The 15742-nt window shown below is 66.1% G+C and carries 18 protein-coding genes; 6 read left to right on the top strand and 12 right to left on the bottom strand.

Annotated elements, in window-relative coordinates; all coding sequences use genetic code 11:
* Nucleotides 1-73: 73 nt before the first annotated feature.
* The 10 genes from ccmA to MJ606_RS09660 form a co-directional block, all read right to left on the bottom strand.
* Nucleotides 74-712 (bottom strand): cytochrome c biogenesis heme-transporting ATPase CcmA, encoded by a 639-nt coding sequence (ccmA, locus tag MJ606_RS09705; protein WP_243049322.1) that lies wholly within the window; start codon nt 710-712, stop codon nt 74-76.
* 79 nt (nt 713-791) lie between these two features.
* Nucleotides 792-1211, bottom strand: a complete 420-nt coding sequence (locus MJ606_RS09700) for a DUF3293 domain-containing protein (RefSeq protein WP_243049321.1) — start codon at nt 1209-1211, stop codon at nt 792-794.
* Nucleotides 1204-2604: an NAD(P)/FAD-dependent oxidoreductase gene (locus tag MJ606_RS09695; protein ID WP_243049320.1), complete on the bottom strand. Its 1401-nt coding sequence runs from the start codon at nt 2602-2604 to the stop codon at nt 1204-1206. Before MJ606_RS09695 ends, MJ606_RS09700 begins: the two co-directional genes overlap by 8 nt.
* A 75-nt stretch (nt 2605-2679) precedes the next feature.
* Nucleotides 2680-3441, bottom strand: coding sequence for an acetoacetyl-CoA reductase (gene phbB / locus MJ606_RS09690; protein WP_243049319.1), 762 nt, complete (start codon nt 3439-3441; stop codon nt 2680-2682).
* A 97-nt stretch (nt 3442-3538) separates the two neighbouring features.
* On the bottom strand, nt 3539-4024 hold the full coding sequence (phaR, locus tag MJ606_RS09685; protein WP_243049318.1) for a polyhydroxyalkanoate synthesis repressor PhaR: 486 nt from the start codon (nt 4022-4024) through the stop codon (nt 3539-3541).
* Nucleotides 4025-4114: 90 nt separating this feature from the next.
* Nucleotides 4115-5671, bottom strand: coding sequence for a DHA2 family efflux MFS transporter permease subunit (locus MJ606_RS09680; protein WP_243049317.1), 1557 nt, complete (start codon nt 5669-5671; stop codon nt 4115-4117).
* A gap of 14 nt (nt 5672-5685) precedes the next feature.
* The gene (locus MJ606_RS09675) at nt 5686-6888 is read right to left on the bottom strand and encodes an efflux RND transporter periplasmic adaptor subunit (RefSeq protein ID WP_243049316.1); all 1203 of its coding nucleotides are present in this window, start codon (nt 6886-6888) and stop codon (nt 5686-5688) included.
* On the bottom strand, nt 6875-8380 hold the full coding sequence (locus MJ606_RS09670; RefSeq protein ID WP_243049315.1) for an efflux transporter outer membrane subunit: 1506 nt from the start codon (nt 8378-8380) through the stop codon (nt 6875-6877). The genes MJ606_RS09675 and MJ606_RS09670 overlap by 14 nt, the downstream gene beginning before the upstream one ends.
* Nucleotides 8377-8895: a MarR family transcriptional regulator gene (locus tag MJ606_RS09665; RefSeq protein ID WP_343214808.1), complete on the bottom strand. Its 519-nt coding sequence runs from the start codon at nt 8893-8895 to the stop codon at nt 8377-8379. Before MJ606_RS09665 ends, MJ606_RS09670 begins: the two co-directional genes overlap by 4 nt.
* 100 nt (nt 8896-8995) lie before the next feature.
* On the bottom strand, nt 8996-9763 hold the full coding sequence (locus tag MJ606_RS09660; protein ID WP_243049313.1) for a TatD family hydrolase: 768 nt from the start codon (nt 9761-9763) through the stop codon (nt 8996-8998).
* A gap of 139 nt (nt 9764-9902) precedes the next feature.
* Between MJ606_RS09660 and MJ606_RS09655 the strand changes: the two genes are divergently transcribed.
* Complete coding sequence (locus MJ606_RS09655) at nt 9903-10478, top strand: glycine zipper 2TM domain-containing protein (RefSeq protein WP_243049312.1); 576 nt, start codon at nt 9903-9905, stop codon at nt 10476-10478.
* Nucleotides 10479-10489: 11 nt separating this feature from the next.
* Nucleotides 10490-10942 (top strand): glycine zipper 2TM domain-containing protein, encoded by a 453-nt coding sequence (locus tag MJ606_RS09650; protein ID WP_243049311.1) that lies wholly within the window; start codon nt 10490-10492, stop codon nt 10940-10942.
* Nucleotides 10943-11013: 71 nt separating this feature from the next.
* On the opposite strand, the gene MJ606_RS09645 is transcribed toward MJ606_RS09650, so the two are convergent.
* Nucleotides 11014-11448 carry a cell wall hydrolase gene (locus MJ606_RS09645; protein ID WP_243049310.1) on the bottom strand — a complete coding sequence of 145 codons (435 nt, stop codon included), beginning with the start codon at nt 11446-11448 and terminating at the stop codon, nt 11014-11016.
* Between the two features lie 458 nt (nt 11449-11906).
* On the bottom strand, nt 11907-12704 hold the full coding sequence (locus tag MJ606_RS09640; protein WP_243049309.1) for a folate-binding protein: 798 nt from the start codon (nt 12702-12704) through the stop codon (nt 11907-11909).
* A gap of 146 nt (nt 12705-12850) precedes the next feature.
* On the opposite strand from MJ606_RS09640, the gene MJ606_RS09635 reads away from it, so the two are divergent.
* The 4 genes from MJ606_RS09635 to sdhA all read left to right on the top strand — a co-directional run bounded on the left by MJ606_RS09635 (nt 12851) and on the right by sdhA (nt 15704).
* Nucleotides 12851-13018 carry a DUF1674 domain-containing protein gene (locus tag MJ606_RS09635; protein WP_243049308.1) on the top strand — a complete coding sequence of 56 codons (168 nt, stop codon included), beginning with the start codon at nt 12851-12853 and terminating at the stop codon, nt 13016-13018.
* Nucleotides 13019-13103: 85 nt separating this feature from the next.
* A complete protein-coding gene (gene sdhC, locus MJ606_RS09630; RefSeq protein ID WP_243049307.1) occupies nt 13104-13499 on the top strand; it encodes a succinate dehydrogenase, cytochrome b556 subunit in 396 nt (131 codons plus the stop codon).
* On the top strand, nt 13496-13912 hold the full coding sequence (gene sdhD / locus MJ606_RS09625; protein ID WP_243049306.1) for a succinate dehydrogenase, hydrophobic membrane anchor protein: 417 nt from the start codon (nt 13496-13498) through the stop codon (nt 13910-13912). Before sdhC ends, sdhD begins: the two co-directional genes overlap by 4 nt.
* A gap of 4 nt (nt 13913-13916) precedes the next feature.
* Nucleotides 13917-15704 (top strand): succinate dehydrogenase flavoprotein subunit, encoded by a 1788-nt coding sequence (sdhA, locus tag MJ606_RS09620; protein WP_243049305.1) that lies wholly within the window; start codon nt 13917-13919, stop codon nt 15702-15704.
* The last annotated feature ends 38 nt before the right edge of the window (nt 15705-15742 follow it).

The raw sequence follows: 15742 nt of genomic DNA, 5'->3' as shown, positions 1-15742 counted from the left end.
GGCGAAAGAGCTCACCCCCTCCCAGCCTCCCCCTGCGTGCGGGGGGAGGGGTTTCATGGTCGAGCCACGGGGTCTACGCATGCATGCGCACCCGTTTCGGCGCGCCACCCAGGAAGCTCACCGCGCCATGGCTGGTCACCAGCGCCGCGCCGCCACGCGCCGCGTGTTCGGCCAGCAGGCGGTTGACCAGCTCGATGCCGGTGCGGTCCAGGTTGGCGTAGGGCTCGTCCAGCAACCACAGCGTGGCCGGCAGCAACAGCAGGCGCGCCAGCGCGGCGCGTTTCTTCTGGCCGGCGGACAGGCGGCGCACCGGTTCGTCCTCATAACCGGCCAGCCCGATGTCGAGCAGTACATCGGCCACCTTGCGGCCATCGCGCACGCCATACAGGCCAGTCGCCACGGAAAGGTTCTCGCGTGCGCTGAGATCGGCTTTCAGGCCCAGGTGATGGCCGAGGAACAGCGTGTCGCCGAGGTGCTCTTCGCGCCGCCAGGGCTGGTCACGCCAGCGCAGCTCGCCTTCGTCGATGTGCAGCAGGCCCGCCAGGATGCGCAGCAAAGTCGTCTTGCCGCTGCCGTTGTCGCCTTCGACCAGGGCCACTTCGCCGGCATGCAGGCGAAAGTCCAGCGGACCGAACACGGGCTCGTCCTGGCGATAGAAGGAGAGCGCCCGGGCTTCCAACAGGATCGGGGCGGCGGCGGGCGGGGCAGTCATCGTCCGATTGTCCGCAATGGCTGACAGCCTTGTCTATGCGGCGCAGTGCCGCCAACCAGCGTGCGGGTCGCCATCGAAGCTAAAGCCGCTCCCGCATCCAGCGTAGCCGGGCGAGGCCGTCGCCGCGCCCGTGCAGATAGGCGTTCTGCCCGAAGCGCAAGGCCAGCGGATCGAGTTGCCGGACATCCGGGCCGACCACAAAGAGGCTGGGCTCGCGCCATCGACCGTCGCCGCCTACGCCCATGGCCGCGTGCACCGCCACCGTGCCTGGGCCACCCCGCAGGGCACGGAGCAGCCCTTGCTGCGCTTGACGATTGGATTGTCGCGAGTGGGGTTGCGATGCGGGATTCCACGCTGTGATGAATCCCCAGGCGTGGTCGCCGACCAGGGACACCAGATCGGCCGGCAAGGGCTGGTCGATGCTGATGCTGGCGTAGCCGCCGCGAGCCAGGCGCACGCGGTAGTCGGTGGCCTGGTACGCGGCGATCAGTTCATCCATGCAGCGGATCGGGCAGCGGGGGAAGGGTGGCGTGGAGTGCGGCGACCGCGGCGTCCAGGTCGACCGAGGCGGCCTGGGTCGAGCCGCGCAGCAGTTGTTCCAGCAGCAGATCCTGCGCGCGTCCCCGCTCATAGGCGTAGGCATACGGCAGGTGGGTGAAGGTGACCATGCGGTAGCGCGCCATGAAATGCTGCGGCGCGCGCCCGGCCAGCAAGGCGCCCAGTTCGCGCTTGGCCAGGTAATGCGGGTCGGCCACCGAGTCGCGCATTTCCACGTAGTTCTCCAGCGCCATGGCGGCGATGGCGTCGGCATTGGGCTGGCGGATGCGCTGGAATTCGGCGAACACCTCGGCGGTATCGCCGGGGGCCTCGGCCAGCAGCGAAGCCAGCACCACGGTGTCCTCGAAACCGCAGTTCATGCCCTGGCCGTGGAACGGCACGATGGCATGGGCCGCGTCCCCCACCAGCAGCGCCCGGCCATCCAGGTGCCAGCGCTGCAGGTAAAGCGTGGAGAGCGTGCCGACCGGGTGGCCGTCGTAGTCCGCGGCGAAATCCGGAATCAACGGCAGCAGGTCGGGGAAGTCATGCTGGAAGAACGCCCGCGCGGCGGTGGCGTCCGGCAGCGTGGCGAAACTCGGGTGCGCGCCCTGGGCAGGCAGGAACAGGGTGACCGTGAAGCTGCCCTCGGTGTTGGGCAGGGCGATGCACATATAGCCGCCACGCGGCCAGATATGCAGGGCGTGCGGTTCCAGCGCGAACTGGTCGTGGCCGCCACTGTCGCCGACCAGCGCCGCCGGCAGCGTGCCGCCGGGCGGAATCTCCAGTTCCTTATAGGCGTGGCCCAGCGATTCCACGCGTTCGCCCAGCGGCGCATAGGCATTCATCGCGGCGCGCAAGGCCGAGCCGGCGCCGTCGGCACCGATCACCACCGGGGCATCGATGTCCCGCTCCACGCCTTGCTCATCGGCCAGGCGGATGCGGTGCGCGTCGAAGTCCGCGCCGGCCAGCGATTGGCCGAAATGAAAGCGCACGCCGGCCGCCTCGGCGGCGTCCAGCAGCAGCATGTTCAGCGCGCCACGCGATACCGACCAGATCACTTCGCTGTCGTCGACGCCGTAACGCTGCAGGCCGGAGCGCCCGTCGCGCGTATGCACCATGCGGCCGCGCATCATCACCGCGCGTTGCAGCACGTCATCGGCCAGGCCTGCCTGGCGCAGCGCGTGCAGGCCGCGTTCGGCCAGGGCCAGGTTGATCGAGCGCCCCCCGCTAAAGCCGGCCACCCGTGGGTCGGGCCGCTTCTCGAACACATCCACCGCGAAACCGCGCCCCGCCAGTTGCTGGGCGAGCAGGGCGCCGACCAGGCCGCCGCCGATGAGGGTGATTTGCTGCGCCATGAGGCTCCGCTTTGAGGTCCGTTGTCCGCCAAGAGTAGCGGGTTGGAAGCGCGAGGAGGAACGGCCGCGCCCGGTTCAGAAGCTCATGAAGTAGCCGCCATTCACCGGCAAATTCGCGCCGGTGATATAGCCGGCATCGTCTGAGGCAAGAAACCGCACGGCGCGGGCGATGTCGCCCGGCGAGCCGAGGCGGCCGACCGGAATGTCGGCGATGATCTGTTCGCGGATATCCGCCGGCACCGCGGCCACCAGCGCGGTATCGCAATAGCCGGGCGAAACGGTGTTCACGGTGATGCCCTTGCGTGCCGTTTCGCGGGCCAGCGCCATGCCGAAGCCGTGCACGCCGGCTTTCGCGGCGGAGTAGTTGGTCTGGCCGAACTGGCCGGTCTGGCCGTTCACCGAGCTGAGATTGACGATGCGGCCGAAGCCGCGCCCGCTCATGCCTTCGACCACGTTGCGGCACATGTTGAACACGCCGTCCAGGTTCACCCGCATCAGCTCGTGCCATTGCTGCGGGGTCATCTTGCGCAGGCTGGTGTCGCGGGTGATGCCGGCGGCGTTGACCAGGATGTCCACGCTGCCGTGCTCGGCTTCGATGCGACCGATCAGCTCGGCACAACGGTCGAACTGGCTGACATCGGCCGGTTCGAAGCGCACCGCGCCATCGAGGTCGGCAAGCTCGTGGCGAAACGCCTCCAGCCTTTCCGCGCGGGCGGGCAGGTCCACGGCGATCACCTGGCGGCCGGCCTGCGCCAGCTGGCGGCAGATCTCGGTGCCGAGGCCGCCAATGCCTCCGGTCACGACGGCAACACGCGGGATACGGGCGGAAGCATTCATGTGAAGGACTCGTGCACATGCCGCAGGGCAGCACATGTTGTGCTGCAGCGGTCGGATGAACGGAGCGGCCGGCGCTGCGCGCGCCGGCCAGGCGGGCTTAGCCGGGCTTCTTGCCGCCGCGTGGCGGCGTCTGCGCCTGCGTGGCGGTATCGAGCAGGCCGCGCTGCATGTTGCGCCAGGCTTCCATGTTGCGCTCGGTCAGCTCGTTGAGCATCGACCAGGGGGTCTGGCCGAGCAGGCTGTTGAGCTGCGTGCGGAACTGTTGCTGCTGGTCCAGGAAGACCTGCAGGCTGCGTTCCAGATAGGGCCCCATGAAGCCCTGCAGCGAGTCGCCGTAGAAGCGGATGATCTGGCTGAGCAGCTGGGGCGACAGCATCGGCTGCCCCTTTTCCTCGTGCTCGGAGATGATCTGCAGCAGGACCGAACGGGTCAGGTCCTCGCCGCTCTTGGCGTCGCGAACCTCGAAGGTTTCGCCGTCCAGGACCAGCTGGCGGACCTCTTCCAGCGTGATGTAGCTGGAGATCTCCGTGTCATAGAGCCGGCGGTTCGGGTACTTCTTGATGGTGCGGATAGTTTGTGCCATGCGACACAAACTAGCAGAAGGTATTGCGCCGCACCAGTCGCCCAAGTGGTATTCAATTGCTGCACCGGGGGATGCAGCAATCTTTATGGATCAGTGGCCTGCCGCAGCGCCGCCCGCGCTGCCGAACGGCGGCCGGGCGAACCACAGCACCGGGATCAGCAGGATGAAGAGCACCATGCAGAGCCAGAAGACGTCGTTGACCGCCAGCGTCAACGCCTCCTTGTTCACCAGTTGGTCGGTCACCCCCAGGGCCTGCATCTGGCTCATGCCGCCGCGAGTCAGCTGCTGCACCACCTGGGTGGCCGCCGGGTTGGACGGGGCCACGCTTTCGGCGAGGGTGGCGTGGTGCCAGATGCCGCGGTGCTCCCACAGCGTCACCGTCACCGCGGTGGAAACGCTGGAGCCCAGGGTGCGGAAGAAATTGGCCAGGCCGGTGGCGCTGGCGATCTCCTCCGCGGGCAGCCCCGCCAGGTAGATCTGGTTGAGCGGGATGAAGAAGCAGGGGATGGCAATGCCCATCACGAAGCGCGGCAGGATCAGCGAGGCGAACGAGGCCGAGCTGTCGAAGGTGGAGAACCAGTACGAGGTGCCGGCGAACACGATGAAGGCAAAGGTCACCACCGCGCGCAGTTCCAGCCGCTGCAGGTTGCGTCCCAGGATGGGCGAGAGCAGGAAGGCCAGGATGCCTACCGGCGCCGTGGCCAGGCCGGCCCAGGTGGCGGTATAGCCCAGCGTGGTCTGCAGCCACAGCGGGAACACCACGTTGATGCCGAAGAACGCGAACATGCCCAGCGACTGCGCCGTGACGCCCACGCTGAAGTTGCGGCGCCGGAACAGGCCCAGGTCCACCACCGGGTGCTTGGCGTTCAACTCCCACACGACCAGGAAACTGATGCAGACCAGCGCGATCAGGCCCAGCGTGGTGATCATCGGCGAGGCGAACCAGTCGTTGTCGTTGCCGTTGTCCAGCATGAACTGCAGGGAGCCCACACCCACCACCAGCAGCGCCAGGCCGATCACGTCGATCGGCGTCTGGCGCGTCTTGGTTTCGCGCTTGCGCAGCAGGGTCCAGGTGATGATGCCGGCCGCCAGGCCCACCGGCACGTTGATGTAGAAGATCCACGGCCAGGAGAAGTTGTCGGTCAGCCAGCCGCCCAGGATCGGGCCGAAGATCGGCGCCACCACCACGGTCATCGCCCATAGCGCCAGCGCGATGCCCTGCTTGGTCTTGGGGTAGCTCGACAGCAGCAGGGTCAGCGACAGCGCCACCATCGGGCCGGAGCCGGCGCCCTGCATCAGGCGGGCGATCACCAGCATCGGCATGGACGTGGCCAGGCCGCACAGCATGGAGAACACCACGAACAGCATCACCGAGAAGACGAAGGTCTTCACTTCGCCGAAGCGTCGCGCGATCCAGCCGGTCAGCGGCTGCATGATGGCGCTGGCGAGCGAATAGGAGCTGATCGTCCAGGTGCCCTCGCTGGAACTCACGCCCAGGCTGCCGGCGATATGGGGCACGGCGACGTTGACGATGGTCATGTCCAGCACCTCCATGAAGGTGCTGAACGCGACGGCGATGGTCAGCAGGACGAGCGCGCTGCCCTGCAGCGGCTTGAGCGGCAGGGCGTCGTTGGGTGTGGAGGCCATGGCTGTTCAGCTCGTCAGTTGGCGCTGTGCTGGCTCAGGTTGGCCTGGATGATCTTCTCGGCTTCCGCATCGGCCTTGCTGGCCATCTGGTCATAGACGTCCGTCTGCGCCACCGGCTGGCCGTTGTTGGTGGAGGCCAGCACCGGACCCTTGTCGTCGGTGATGTCGACGGTGACCTCGGTGGACAGGCCCACGCGCAGCGGGTGCTGGTCGAGTTCCTTGTCGTCCAGCGCGATGCGCACCGGCACGCGCTGCACCACCTTGATCCAGTTGCCGGTGGCGTTCTGCGCGGGCAGCAGCGAGAACACGCTGCCGGTGCCTGCGCCCAGGCCGATCACCTTGCCGTGGTACTCCACCCCGCCGCCATAGACGTCGGTCTCGATCCTGGCCGGCTGGCCCACGCGGATGTGGCGCAGCTGGTTTTCCTTGAAGTTCGCATCCACCCACAGGTTGTGCAGCGGCACCACCGTCATCAGCTGCTGGCCCGCCTGCACGCTGTTGCCCACCTGCACGCTGCGCTGCGCGACATAGCCGGTCACCGGCGCATAGATCGCATTGCGCTGCGCTGCCACCCAGGCGGCGCGGAAGTTGGCGCGAGCCTGCACCACGGCCGGGTTGTTGGGCACGTCGGTGCCCTCGATGGCGGCATGCGCGGCGGCGGCCTGGGCCTCGGCGGCGGTGAGCGACGCCTGCGCCTGGTCGACGGCATCGCGCAGATGCTGCACGTTCTCCGGGGCCTCGGCCTGCTCGGCGATCAGCGGCAGGCGGCGGGCCAGATCGGCCTGGGCCTTCTTCAGGTCGACGCGCGCCTTGGCCACCTGCGCATCGGCGCTGGAGGCCGACTCGGTCTGTTCGCGCACCTGGCGCACCGTTTGCGCCAGTGCGCTGCTGACCTGCTGCAGGCGTACATCTGCATCGGTGCTGTCGAGCTTCACCAACACCTGGCCCGCTTCGACGCGCTGGGTGTCGTCGGCGAGGATGGCCACCACCGTGCCCGGCACCTGGGCCGAGATCGCCACCTGGTTGCCGCCCACGTAGGCGTTGTCGGTCTTCTCGCGGGTGGAGAACACGAACACCCACAACAGCACCCACGCCGCGGCGGCGAGGACGAATACCGACGTGACGATCAGCAGTGCGCGACGGCGCTTGGCCGGATTCTTAGCGGCCATGCCACTGTCGTTGTCCTGCGGTCTGGCGGCGGAATCAGTGGCGCTCATGCGTGGCGTCTCCGGCAAGGTTCGAAGAAGAAGGGGAGGTGTCGTTGGAGGCCTGACCGGGCGCAGGGGCGCGATAGCCGCCACCCAGGGCCTTGATCAGCGAGATATCGGTGGAGACCGCCTGCGCATGCAGGCTGACCGCGTCGTCCTGCTGCTGCAGCAGCTGGGCCTTGGCGCTGAGGGTTTCGCGAATGTCGCGCACGCCGCGTCGGGCACGCGCCTGCGCGTTGCTGAGCAGGCGTTCGTTGGCGTCGATCTGCGCGAGCTGTTGCTGGCGGCGGCCGGCGAGCTGTTGCGCGGTGAGGCTCTGCGTGGCGACGTCCCGCGCGGCGGTGAGCACGGTGCTGTTGTACTGCGCCACGGCGGCGTTGAGCTGGGCCTTGCTGATGCCGTAGTTGGCTTCGAGCAGGCCGCCGGTGAAGATCGGCAGATGCAGGGCAGGCGTCAGCCCGAACACGCGGCTGCCGGAATGGAAGAACCTGTCCAGGTCGATGCTGGACAGCCCCGCCATGGCGCTGATGCTGATATCGGGGAAAAACTCCGCGCGCGCCACGTCCGTCTGGCGCAAGGCCGACTCCACCTGCCAGCGGCTGGCGGCGATGTCGGGGCGGCGTGCGATCAGGTCGACGCCCACGTTGTCGGGCAGGCCGCTGTTGATGGTGGGCAGTTCACGCGGCTGCAGCGCGGGCATGTCCGCCGGCGCCACGCCAAGCAGGCTGGCGAGCGCGGCCACGCGGATCCTGGCGGAACTCTCGATGGTCACCTGCATCTGGCGGGCGGCGGCGAGCTGTGCCTTGGCCGATTCCAGCGTATCGGGCAGGTCCACGCCCTGGCGCACGCGCAGCTCGGCGATGCGCGTCAGCTGCTCCTGCGTCTGTACCGCCTGCTGGGCGATGCCGATGCGCGCTTCGTCCGCGAGCCAGCCGAAATAGGTGTCGGCCACGGTGCTCTGGATCGCCAGCGCGGCGGCGCTGTGTTGCGCCTGGGCCGCGTGGGCCTGGTCCACGGCCGCCTCGATGGTCGCGCGCTTCTTGCCCCACCAGTCGAAATCGTATTGCGCCTGCACCCCGAGGTCGCCCTGGTTGTACCAGGTGAAGCCGAGGAACTTCGGCGGGATCAGGCCGTATTCACTCAGGCGCTGGCGTTCGACCTGGGCACTGCCGTTGACGTTGAGCCCGGCCTGCGCCGTGGTGGCGCGGATCGACTGCTCGGCCGACTCCACCCGCGAACGCGCCTGCGCGATATCGGGCGAGCCCTTCATCGCCATCGCGATCAGCGTATCGAGTTGCGGATCGTTGTACTGGCGCCACCATTCCGCTTCCGGCCAGCCGGCGCGCGTGGCGACATCGAGCCCTGCCAGCGGTACGTCGTCGCGAACGGCCGGATGGCCGAGCCTGGCCGGGATCGAACAACCCGCGACGGCAAGGGCCACCGCGCCGGCGAGCGCCGCGCGATAGCCGAGTCCGCGACGGATCGAAAATAGTGGGGTCATGGACGACGGTCCGTGTGGGTGAGCGAATCGATGTTGAGGGCAATCTGCCGTAGCAGGCGATCGAGCGTGCGCTTGTCGCTGGCGCTGAGCGAGGCGAAAGCGCCCAGCACTTGCGGGAACAGCGGCGGAAGGATCTTTCGCACCAGGCGCTTGCCCGCCGTGGTAATGCTGAGCACGACGCGGCGGCGGTCCTCGGCGCTGGCGGCGCGGGTGACCAGGCCTGCCTTCACCAGCACATTGGCGATACGCGTCATGTTGGTCGCGCTCTGTTGCGCGTACTCGCACAGCTCGGTCGGGCTCGCGCTGCCGGATGGGCTGCTGTAGATCATCATCAGCGTGCGGAAGTCACTGTCATTCAAGTCGTAGGGCTTGAGATTGAACTCCAGCTCGTCGAGCAGATTGCCGCCCACCAGCAACAGCAGCCGGGTGAGCATGACCTCCTGCAAGGGAAGCTCCGGAATGAACTCGCGAACGCGGGTTATCCCCTCGTCCATGCGCGCGAGGCATTCGTGCATCTGCTTCATTTCATCAGAGGATAGTTCGCCAGTGAAGTAATTAGGCTAGCACCCGCCCGGCGCGGGGCACAAGTCTCCGCGCGTCGCCCTGGGTAAGGGGTCAGCCGAACCTGAAAAGGCGGCGAGCGTTCGCGGTGGTGGCTTGGGCGATGGACGCCTCGCTCTCGCCGCGAAGCGCTGCCACCACGCCCAGCACGTCGGTCAATCGAGCCGGCTCATTGCGCTCGCCGCGATGGCCCGCGCCGGGCTGGTCCGGTGCGTCGGTTTCCAGCAGCAAGCGTTCGATGGGCATGGTCGCGACGATATGACGAAGACGTTGTGCCCGTTCGTAGGTCACCGGGCCGCCGATGCCGATGTGGAAGCCCATGTCCCAGAGCTGCTGCGCCTGTTGCACGCTGCCGGAGAAGCTGTGCACCACCCCGCGCAGGCCGCCGATACGGCGCATGGTGGAGGTGACTTCGTCCATGGCGCGGCGCGCATGCACGATGACCGGGAGATCGAAGTCGCACGCAATGCGAAGTTGCTGCTGGAAGTACTCGCGCTGCCGTTGCTGATCCAGTTCGGGCAGGAAGTAGTCGAGGCCGATTTCGCCCACGGCGACCGCCGGGTGGGTCTGCAGCTGCGTGATCAGCGCGTCGATGTGCTCCGGCCGATGCTGGTCAAGGTAGATCGGGTGCAGCCCGTAGGCGGGATGCGCTTGGGGATGGTTCGCGCAGATGGCGGCAATGCGGCCCCACGATGCGAGGTCGATCGCGGGCACGACGATGTGCCCGACGCCAGCCTGGGACGCGCGCGTGAACATGGCGTCGCGGTCGGCATCGAAGCTGGCGTCATCGATATGTGCATGGCTGTCGGTGAGTTCGAGCACAGATTGCGGGGTCCTGTCCCGGGAAAATAAGCGGCTTCGGTCTAAGCGAATATTCAGTGACTCGCGGGTTCAATGGAGGCACGTTCGGATCGAATCAGGCGGACGCGGGGTGCTCCGCCGATCCAGACAGGAGAGCATTATGAACAGGTTGGTCGTTTCAGCGCTGAATCTCGGACTTGGCGCGGCGCTGGTTTTTGGTTTGTCGGCATGCAATCGCGATGCGAATGCCGATGGTGGCGTGGGCGCCGCGGCGCAGTCCCAGGACGGCCCCAAGTACGCCCGCGTGGTCAGCGTGACGCCGGTCCATGAGGCCCCCAGTGCGCCCCAGCAGGTGTGTCACGACGAGGTCGTCACCCAGCACAAGCCGGTGCAGGATACCCATCAGATTGCTGGCACGGCCATCGGTGCCGTGGCGGGCGGCCTGCTGGGCAACCAGATCGGCAGCGGCAAGGGCCGCACCCTGGCCACCGTGGCAGGCGCGGTGGGCGGCGGTTACGCGGGTCACGAGATCCAGCAGAACCATCAGCAGAACGCCACGGTTTCCACCACGCAGCGCCGCTGTACCACGGTCGCCGGCAGCGCGGGCGACAAGGTAGTGGCGTACGACGTCAGTTATGAGTACAACGGCGTCACCCGCACTGTACGAATGGATCACGATCCGGGTGACAGGCTGCAGGTACAGGAAGGTGTGGTAGCCGTTTCCGACGCTCACTGAGGATTCACGCCATGCATACATTGCTTAGACGTTTGGCAGTCGTGGGATTGGTTTCCGTTATTGCGCTGACGGCCGGATGCGTGCCGCCACCCCAGCGACAGGTGGTGTACAGCGGCGCGTCCAATCGTTGTGAGCAATGCGGCGTGGTGAGTGATGTGCGCCAGATACAGACCCAAAGGGATTCGTCGCCGCTGGGTATGGTCATTGGTGGCGTGGCTGGTGGCCTGATCGGCAACCAGATCGGCAGCGGTAGCGGCCGGACCCTGGCAACCGTTGCCGGTGCCGTGGCTGGCGGCGCCGTGGGCAACCAGGTCGGCAAGAACAGTGGCGGTCCGGACATTGCCTGGCAGGTGACCATCAAGCTTGATGACGGTCGTTATGCCACGGTGACCCAGGCGGCCGATCCGCAGGTCCGCCCTGGTGATTACGTGCAGATACGCAACAACCTCGTCTATCGGTTGTGACGTTATAGACGTATAGACGTCCAAATGAAAAGGCCCTCTTGCGAGGGCCTTTTTTTATGCTTTAGTTATCTTCAGTTGACCGCGTAGAACGCATGGTCGCCGATGGTTTTTACGATGCGTCGAGTCGACCAGGTGGGGGCGACTGCGAGCGTTGCGAAATGATCTGCCTGCGGCACATACACGGTGCGCTCGCCCTTGGGCAGGCTCCAGTTGCTGATGGAATCGCCGGCGATCTTCCACGCCTTGGTCCAGGAGTTCAGGTCGGTCACTTCGAAATTGCGTGCGGTCGTTGTCAGCGCGAACTGGCGCGGTGAATTGACGACCTCACAAACGCTACCGCCCCAGGTGCCGCGGTCGCGACGTCGAAGGGCTACTTCGGCCACGGCATACTGCCCGATGGTCGACTCACTGCGTGCCTCGAGATACACCGTCGTGGCCAGGCAGGTCTGGTCCGCGAGGGGCTGTGGCAGCACGGACGCAAGCCACAACAGCATGGAAAGTTTCATTGTCTGCCTCCAACGTGCTGTACGCATGAGGTCGGTGCTGCTGACTTCATACGCCGTTGCGGTGGACGGGCGGGCAGGCCGTTCCACCTGGATTGATCACACCGAACCGAAACTGTGGTCAGGTGGTTTGCCACGGGATTGTGGCCAGTCGAGCGGCTGATCCGGTGCCACTCTCAACTTGTTGTGCTGCCAAGGCATTGCTCGGGTACTGACGACCACGTTGCCTGCAACTTCATCCGCGCTATTGGCGGCATGTACTCCGACATTTCTGTCGGGTCGCGCTGATCCGGACCCTTCCGGTTCGTCGCGTATATCGACACCCATGGGCGTGGGGCGTCATTCAATTGGTCGGCGGAGCCTAGTGGCGCATTTCACATCTGGCAAGTGCCTGGCCGTTCAGGTTCACGTCGCGCTCACATTGGCGTGATGTCGTCGCGAGTCCTTGCGCAGATATTTTTTTACGCGGGCCAACTCGCCACGACGCGCAACGAGATGCCTTCGTCGACAACGCCTTGCGTGCCATCGATCAGTTGTTTGACGACGTCATCGTCAATCACTGCGAGCGCCATGACATCCGGTTCGTCGGCTGCTACATCGAGCAGTTGGCCGATCTCCTTGTCGTCATGGCGCAGCACGGTGCCCCCAGGCAAGGGTTGCGACAATACGACGCAATGCATATGCCGCTTGTTGCCGCCGCGATAGTGCAGGCGCGCCACGATTTCCTGGCCGGGATAACAGCCCTTGTCCAGCGCAACCGCCTGCAGGCGTTCGAGTGACAGGGAGGGAGGCAGCAACTCGCCGAGCGTGTCATCGGGAAGCCAGGGCCAACCTGCACGAATCTGTAGCGCCTGCCAGGCATGATCGGACGATGCGCCCACTACCAGGCTGTGCGTGCCACAGCCGAACGTGTAGGCATCGCCTTCACGATCAAAGGCGTAAGTGTCGCGGGTTGGCCCGGTGCCCAGCGGGCGCGGCGGGTGCGCGGTGAGTTTGACTTTGGCGCGGAATACGAAACGTTGCAGCGATTGCGCGAGCGTCGCCGCATCGCCGCCGCGCAACAGAAGCAGCAGCGCGTCATCGGCAACACGGGCCAGGTGAAACAGGGCCTGCGCGCGCCCTTTCGCATTGAGCCACGCGCTGAACTGCCATTGCCCCACGCCCAGCGCCTGGACGTTGCTGCTAAATTGGGATTGCGCGAAAGCGATGGCATCGGCGCCTTCGATCGACAGGGTCTGTGCGGAGTGATCGGTAGTCATACGCCGGGCGAGGTGAGGGCGGGGTGTCGGTGAAACAAGCGACAGCTTTTTGGATGTCAGGGCATCCCTAGTGACAGACGATCGCCCGGCCGTCAAGGTTGTGCTGAATTTACGCAAGTATTACGCTTTCTCGGCTTTCACATACCATGTCCGATACGTCCTCCCAATCAGAGTCCAAGCCGGCTTCCGTTCCCGCGGAGCAAGCGACCGTGCCCGGTGTTCCGGCTACGGGCAAGATTCCGGTTGAGCGGCCAGCTCCGGATCCCACGCGCTACGGCGATTGGGAAAAGAACGGGCGCTGTATCGACTTCTGATCCGCTGCGCCGGCTGCTGGCCGGCGTTGTTGGAAACAGGGAAGGGCGGTACCGGGCATAAGCGATTCCACTCAGGATAGCCGCCATGGCAGATACGCAACGACCGCTCTCTCCCCACATGGGCATATATAAGTGGCAAGTGCAGATGGTGACCTCCATCCTGCATCGCGCCACCGGCATCGCCCTGTCCGTAGGTACCCTGCTGGTGCTGTGGGGGGTGTTCTCCCTGGCCCATGGCGAGGACAGCTATAACCAGTTCAGGACCTGCGTCGGCAGCCCGATTGGCCTGGTGCTGCTGTTCGGCTGGAGCTGGGCGCTGTTCTATCACTTGTGCAACGGCATCCGTCACCTGCTCCAGGATGGCGGCATGGGCTATGCCATTCCCCAGTTCGTCCGCTCCAGCTGGCTGTCGATCATCGTCAGCATCGTGCTGACCGTCGTCGTGTGGGCCTACGTGCTGACCTCGGGAGGTGCCGCATGAGCACGAACAATCACAGTGCCCACGACGTGCGCAGCGAGCTGCGCAATCCGCTCAAGCGCGCTCGCGGCCTTGGCTCGGCGCAGTCGGGCGTCGGCCACTGGTGGACCCAGCGCGTCACCGCCGCGGCGCTGGTGTTCCTGGCCATCTGGTTCGTGCTGACCGTGCTCGGCGCCCTGCATGCCGACTACGCCACGGCGCGCAGCATCGTTGCCAAGCCATGGAACGCGCTGCTGCTGGTGGCCTTCGTGCTCGCCGTGTGCTGGCACGCCGTGCTGGGCCTGCAGGTCGTGATCGAGGACTACGTGCATACGCGCTGGAAGGAGGTCGTCCTCCTGGTGCTGGTGAAGTTCATTGCAGTGCTCGGCACGTTGGCCACCTTGATGGCCGTGCTGCGCGTGGCGCTGGGAGCCTGATTCGATGGAAAGCTACAAGATCCAACAGCATAAGTATGACGTGATCGTGGTCGGCGCCGGCGGCGCGGGCCTGCGCGCCACCTTCGGCCTGGCCGAGAAGGGCCTCAAGGCCGCGTGCATCACCAAGGTGTTCCCGACCCGCTCGCACACGGTGGCGGCGCAGGGTGGCATCTCCGCCGCGCTGGGCAACATGGGCGAGGACGACTGGCGCTTCCACTTCTACGACACCATCAAGGGTTCGGATTGGCTGGGCGACCAGGACGCCATCGAGTACATGTGCCGCGAGGCGATTCCGGCCATCATCGAGCTGGAACACTACGGCGTGCCGTTCTCGCGTACCGAGGAAGGCAAGATCTACCAGCGCCCGTTCGGCGGCATGACCACCCACTACGGCAAGGGCACCGCGCAGCGCACCTGCGCCGCGGCCGACCGTACCGGCCACGCCATCCTGCACACGCTGTACCAGCAGGCGCTGGCGCATGACGCCACGTTCTTCATCGAGTACTTCGCCATCGACCTCATCTTCGACGAAGAGGGCGTGTGCCGCGGCGTGCTTGCGCTGGACATGAACGAAGGCACCCTGCATTTCTTCCGCGGCCACGCGGTGGTGCTGGCCACCGGCGGCTACGGCCGCGCCTACTTCAGCGCTACCTCGGCGCATACCTGCACCGGCGACGGCGGCGGCATGGTGCTGCGCGCGGGCCTGGCGCTGCAGGACATGGAGTTCGTGCAGTTCCACCCCACCGGCATCTACGGTTCGGGCTGCCTGATCACCGAAGGCGTGCGTGGCGAGGGTGGCTACCTCACCAACTCCAACGGCGAGCGCTTCATGGAGCGCTACGCGCCCAACGCCAAGGATCTCGCCTCGCGTGACGTGGTCAGCCGCGCCATGACGATGGAGATCCGCGAAGGCCGCGGCGTGGGCGAGCACAAGGACCACATCTACATCAACCTGATGCACCTGGGCGCGGACGTGATCCACGAGCGCCTGCCGGGCATCGCCGAGTCGGCGCGCATCTTCGCCGGCGTGGACGTGACCAAGGAGCCGATCCCGGTCATCCCCACCGTGCACTACAACATGGGCGGCATCCCCACCAACTATCACGGTGAGGTGGTGCAGAAGAAGGGCGACGATGTCGACGCCGTGGTGCCGGGCCTGTTCGCCATCGGCGAGGCGGCCTGTGTGTCGGTGCATGGCGCCAATCGCCTGGGCTCGAACTCGCTGCTCGACCTGGTGGTGTTCGGCCGTGCGGTGTCGCACCGTTGCGCCGAGATCATCAAGCCGGACACGCCGCACAAGGACCTGCCGGCCAACGTGCTGGACAAGGCGCTCGCCCGCTTCGATGGCCTGCGCAACGCCAAGGGCAGCCTGCCGACCGCGAAGATCCGTGCCGAAATGCAGCGCACGATGCAGTCCGACGCGGCCGTGTTCCGTACCGGCGAATCGCTGCAGGAAGGCTGCGAAAAGATTTCCAAGGTCCGCGAGTCGTTCAAGGACGTGGGCGTCAGCGACCGTTCGCTGGTGTGGAACTCCGACCTCATCGAGACGCTGGAACTGGCCAACCTGCTGGACCAGGCCGTGGCCACCATGTACTCGGCGGCACAGCGCCACGAGAGCCGTGGTGCGCATGCCCGCGAGGACTTCCCGGATCGTGACGACGCGAACTGGCAGAAGCACACCCTGGTGTCCGTCGACGAGGCAGGCAAGACCAATTTCGATTTCCGTCCGGTGCATATGTACACCATGACCTCGGATGTCGAAGTCGTGCCGCCCAAGAAGCGCGTTTACTAATCAGGTTCGGAACCCTCGAGGTTCTTTCAACGTTGTAC

Source organism: Dyella sp. RRB7 (genome assembly GCF_022761115.1).
Taxonomy (GTDB): Bacteria; Pseudomonadota; Gammaproteobacteria; order Xanthomonadales; family Rhodanobacteraceae; genus Dyella.
This window is presented reverse-complemented; position numbering and strand designations above follow the sequence as displayed.

What these genes read in the sequence shown, in the direction of transcription:
- MJ606_RS09680 (WP_243049317.1), bottom strand. Translation starts at nt 5,671, where the DNA reads ATGGCCTCCACACCCAACGACGCCCTGCCGCTCAAGCCGCTGCAGGGC.
- sdhA (WP_243049305.1), top strand. Translation starts at nt 13,917, where the DNA reads ATGGAAAGCTACAAGATCCAACAGCATAAGTATGACGTGATCGTGGTC.
- sdhD (WP_243049306.1), top strand. Translation starts at nt 13,496, where the DNA reads ATGAGCACGAACAATCACAGTGCCCACGACGTGCGCAGCGAGCTGCGC.
- phaR (WP_243049318.1), bottom strand. Translation starts at nt 4,024, where the DNA reads ATGGCACAAACTATCCGCACCATCAAGAAGTACCCGAACCGCCGGCTC.
- MJ606_RS09635 (WP_243049308.1), top strand. Translation starts at nt 12,851, where the DNA reads ATGTCCGATACGTCCTCCCAATCAGAGTCCAAGCCGGCTTCCGTTCCC.
- MJ606_RS09675 (WP_243049316.1), bottom strand. Translation starts at nt 6,888, where the DNA reads ATGAGCGCCACTGATTCCGCCGCCAGACCGCAGGACAACGACAGTGGC.
- MJ606_RS09645 (WP_243049310.1), bottom strand. Translation starts at nt 11,448, where the DNA reads ATGAAACTTTCCATGCTGTTGTGGCTTGCGTCCGTGCTGCCACAGCCC.
- MJ606_RS09655 (WP_243049312.1), top strand. Translation starts at nt 9,903, where the DNA reads ATGAACAGGTTGGTCGTTTCAGCGCTGAATCTCGGACTTGGCGCGGCG.
- MJ606_RS09700 (WP_243049321.1), bottom strand. Translation starts at nt 1,211, where the DNA reads ATGGATGAACTGATCGCCGCGTACCAGGCCACCGACTACCGCGTGCGC.
- MJ606_RS09670 (WP_243049315.1), bottom strand. Translation starts at nt 8,380, where the DNA reads ATGACCCCACTATTTTCGATCCGTCGCGGACTCGGCTATCGCGCGGCG.
- MJ606_RS09650 (WP_243049311.1), top strand. Translation starts at nt 10,490, where the DNA reads ATGCATACATTGCTTAGACGTTTGGCAGTCGTGGGATTGGTTTCCGTT.
- MJ606_RS09640 (WP_243049309.1), bottom strand. Translation starts at nt 12,704, where the DNA reads ATGACTACCGATCACTCCGCACAGACCCTGTCGATCGAAGGCGCCGAT.
- MJ606_RS09695 (WP_243049320.1), bottom strand. Translation starts at nt 2,604, where the DNA reads ATGGCGCAGCAAATCACCCTCATCGGCGGCGGCCTGGTCGGCGCCCTG.
- MJ606_RS09665 (WP_343214808.1), bottom strand. Translation starts at nt 8,895, where the DNA reads ATGCACGAATGCCTCGCGCGCATGGACGAGGGGATAACCCGCGTTCGC.
- phbB (WP_243049319.1), bottom strand. Translation starts at nt 3,441, where the DNA reads ATGAATGCTTCCGCCCGTATCCCGCGTGTTGCCGTCGTGACCGGAGGC.
- ccmA (WP_243049322.1), bottom strand. Translation starts at nt 712, where the DNA reads ATGACTGCCCCGCCCGCCGCCGCCCCGATCCTGTTGGAAGCCCGGGCG.
- sdhC (WP_243049307.1), top strand. Translation starts at nt 13,104, where the DNA reads ATGGCAGATACGCAACGACCGCTCTCTCCCCACATGGGCATATATAAG.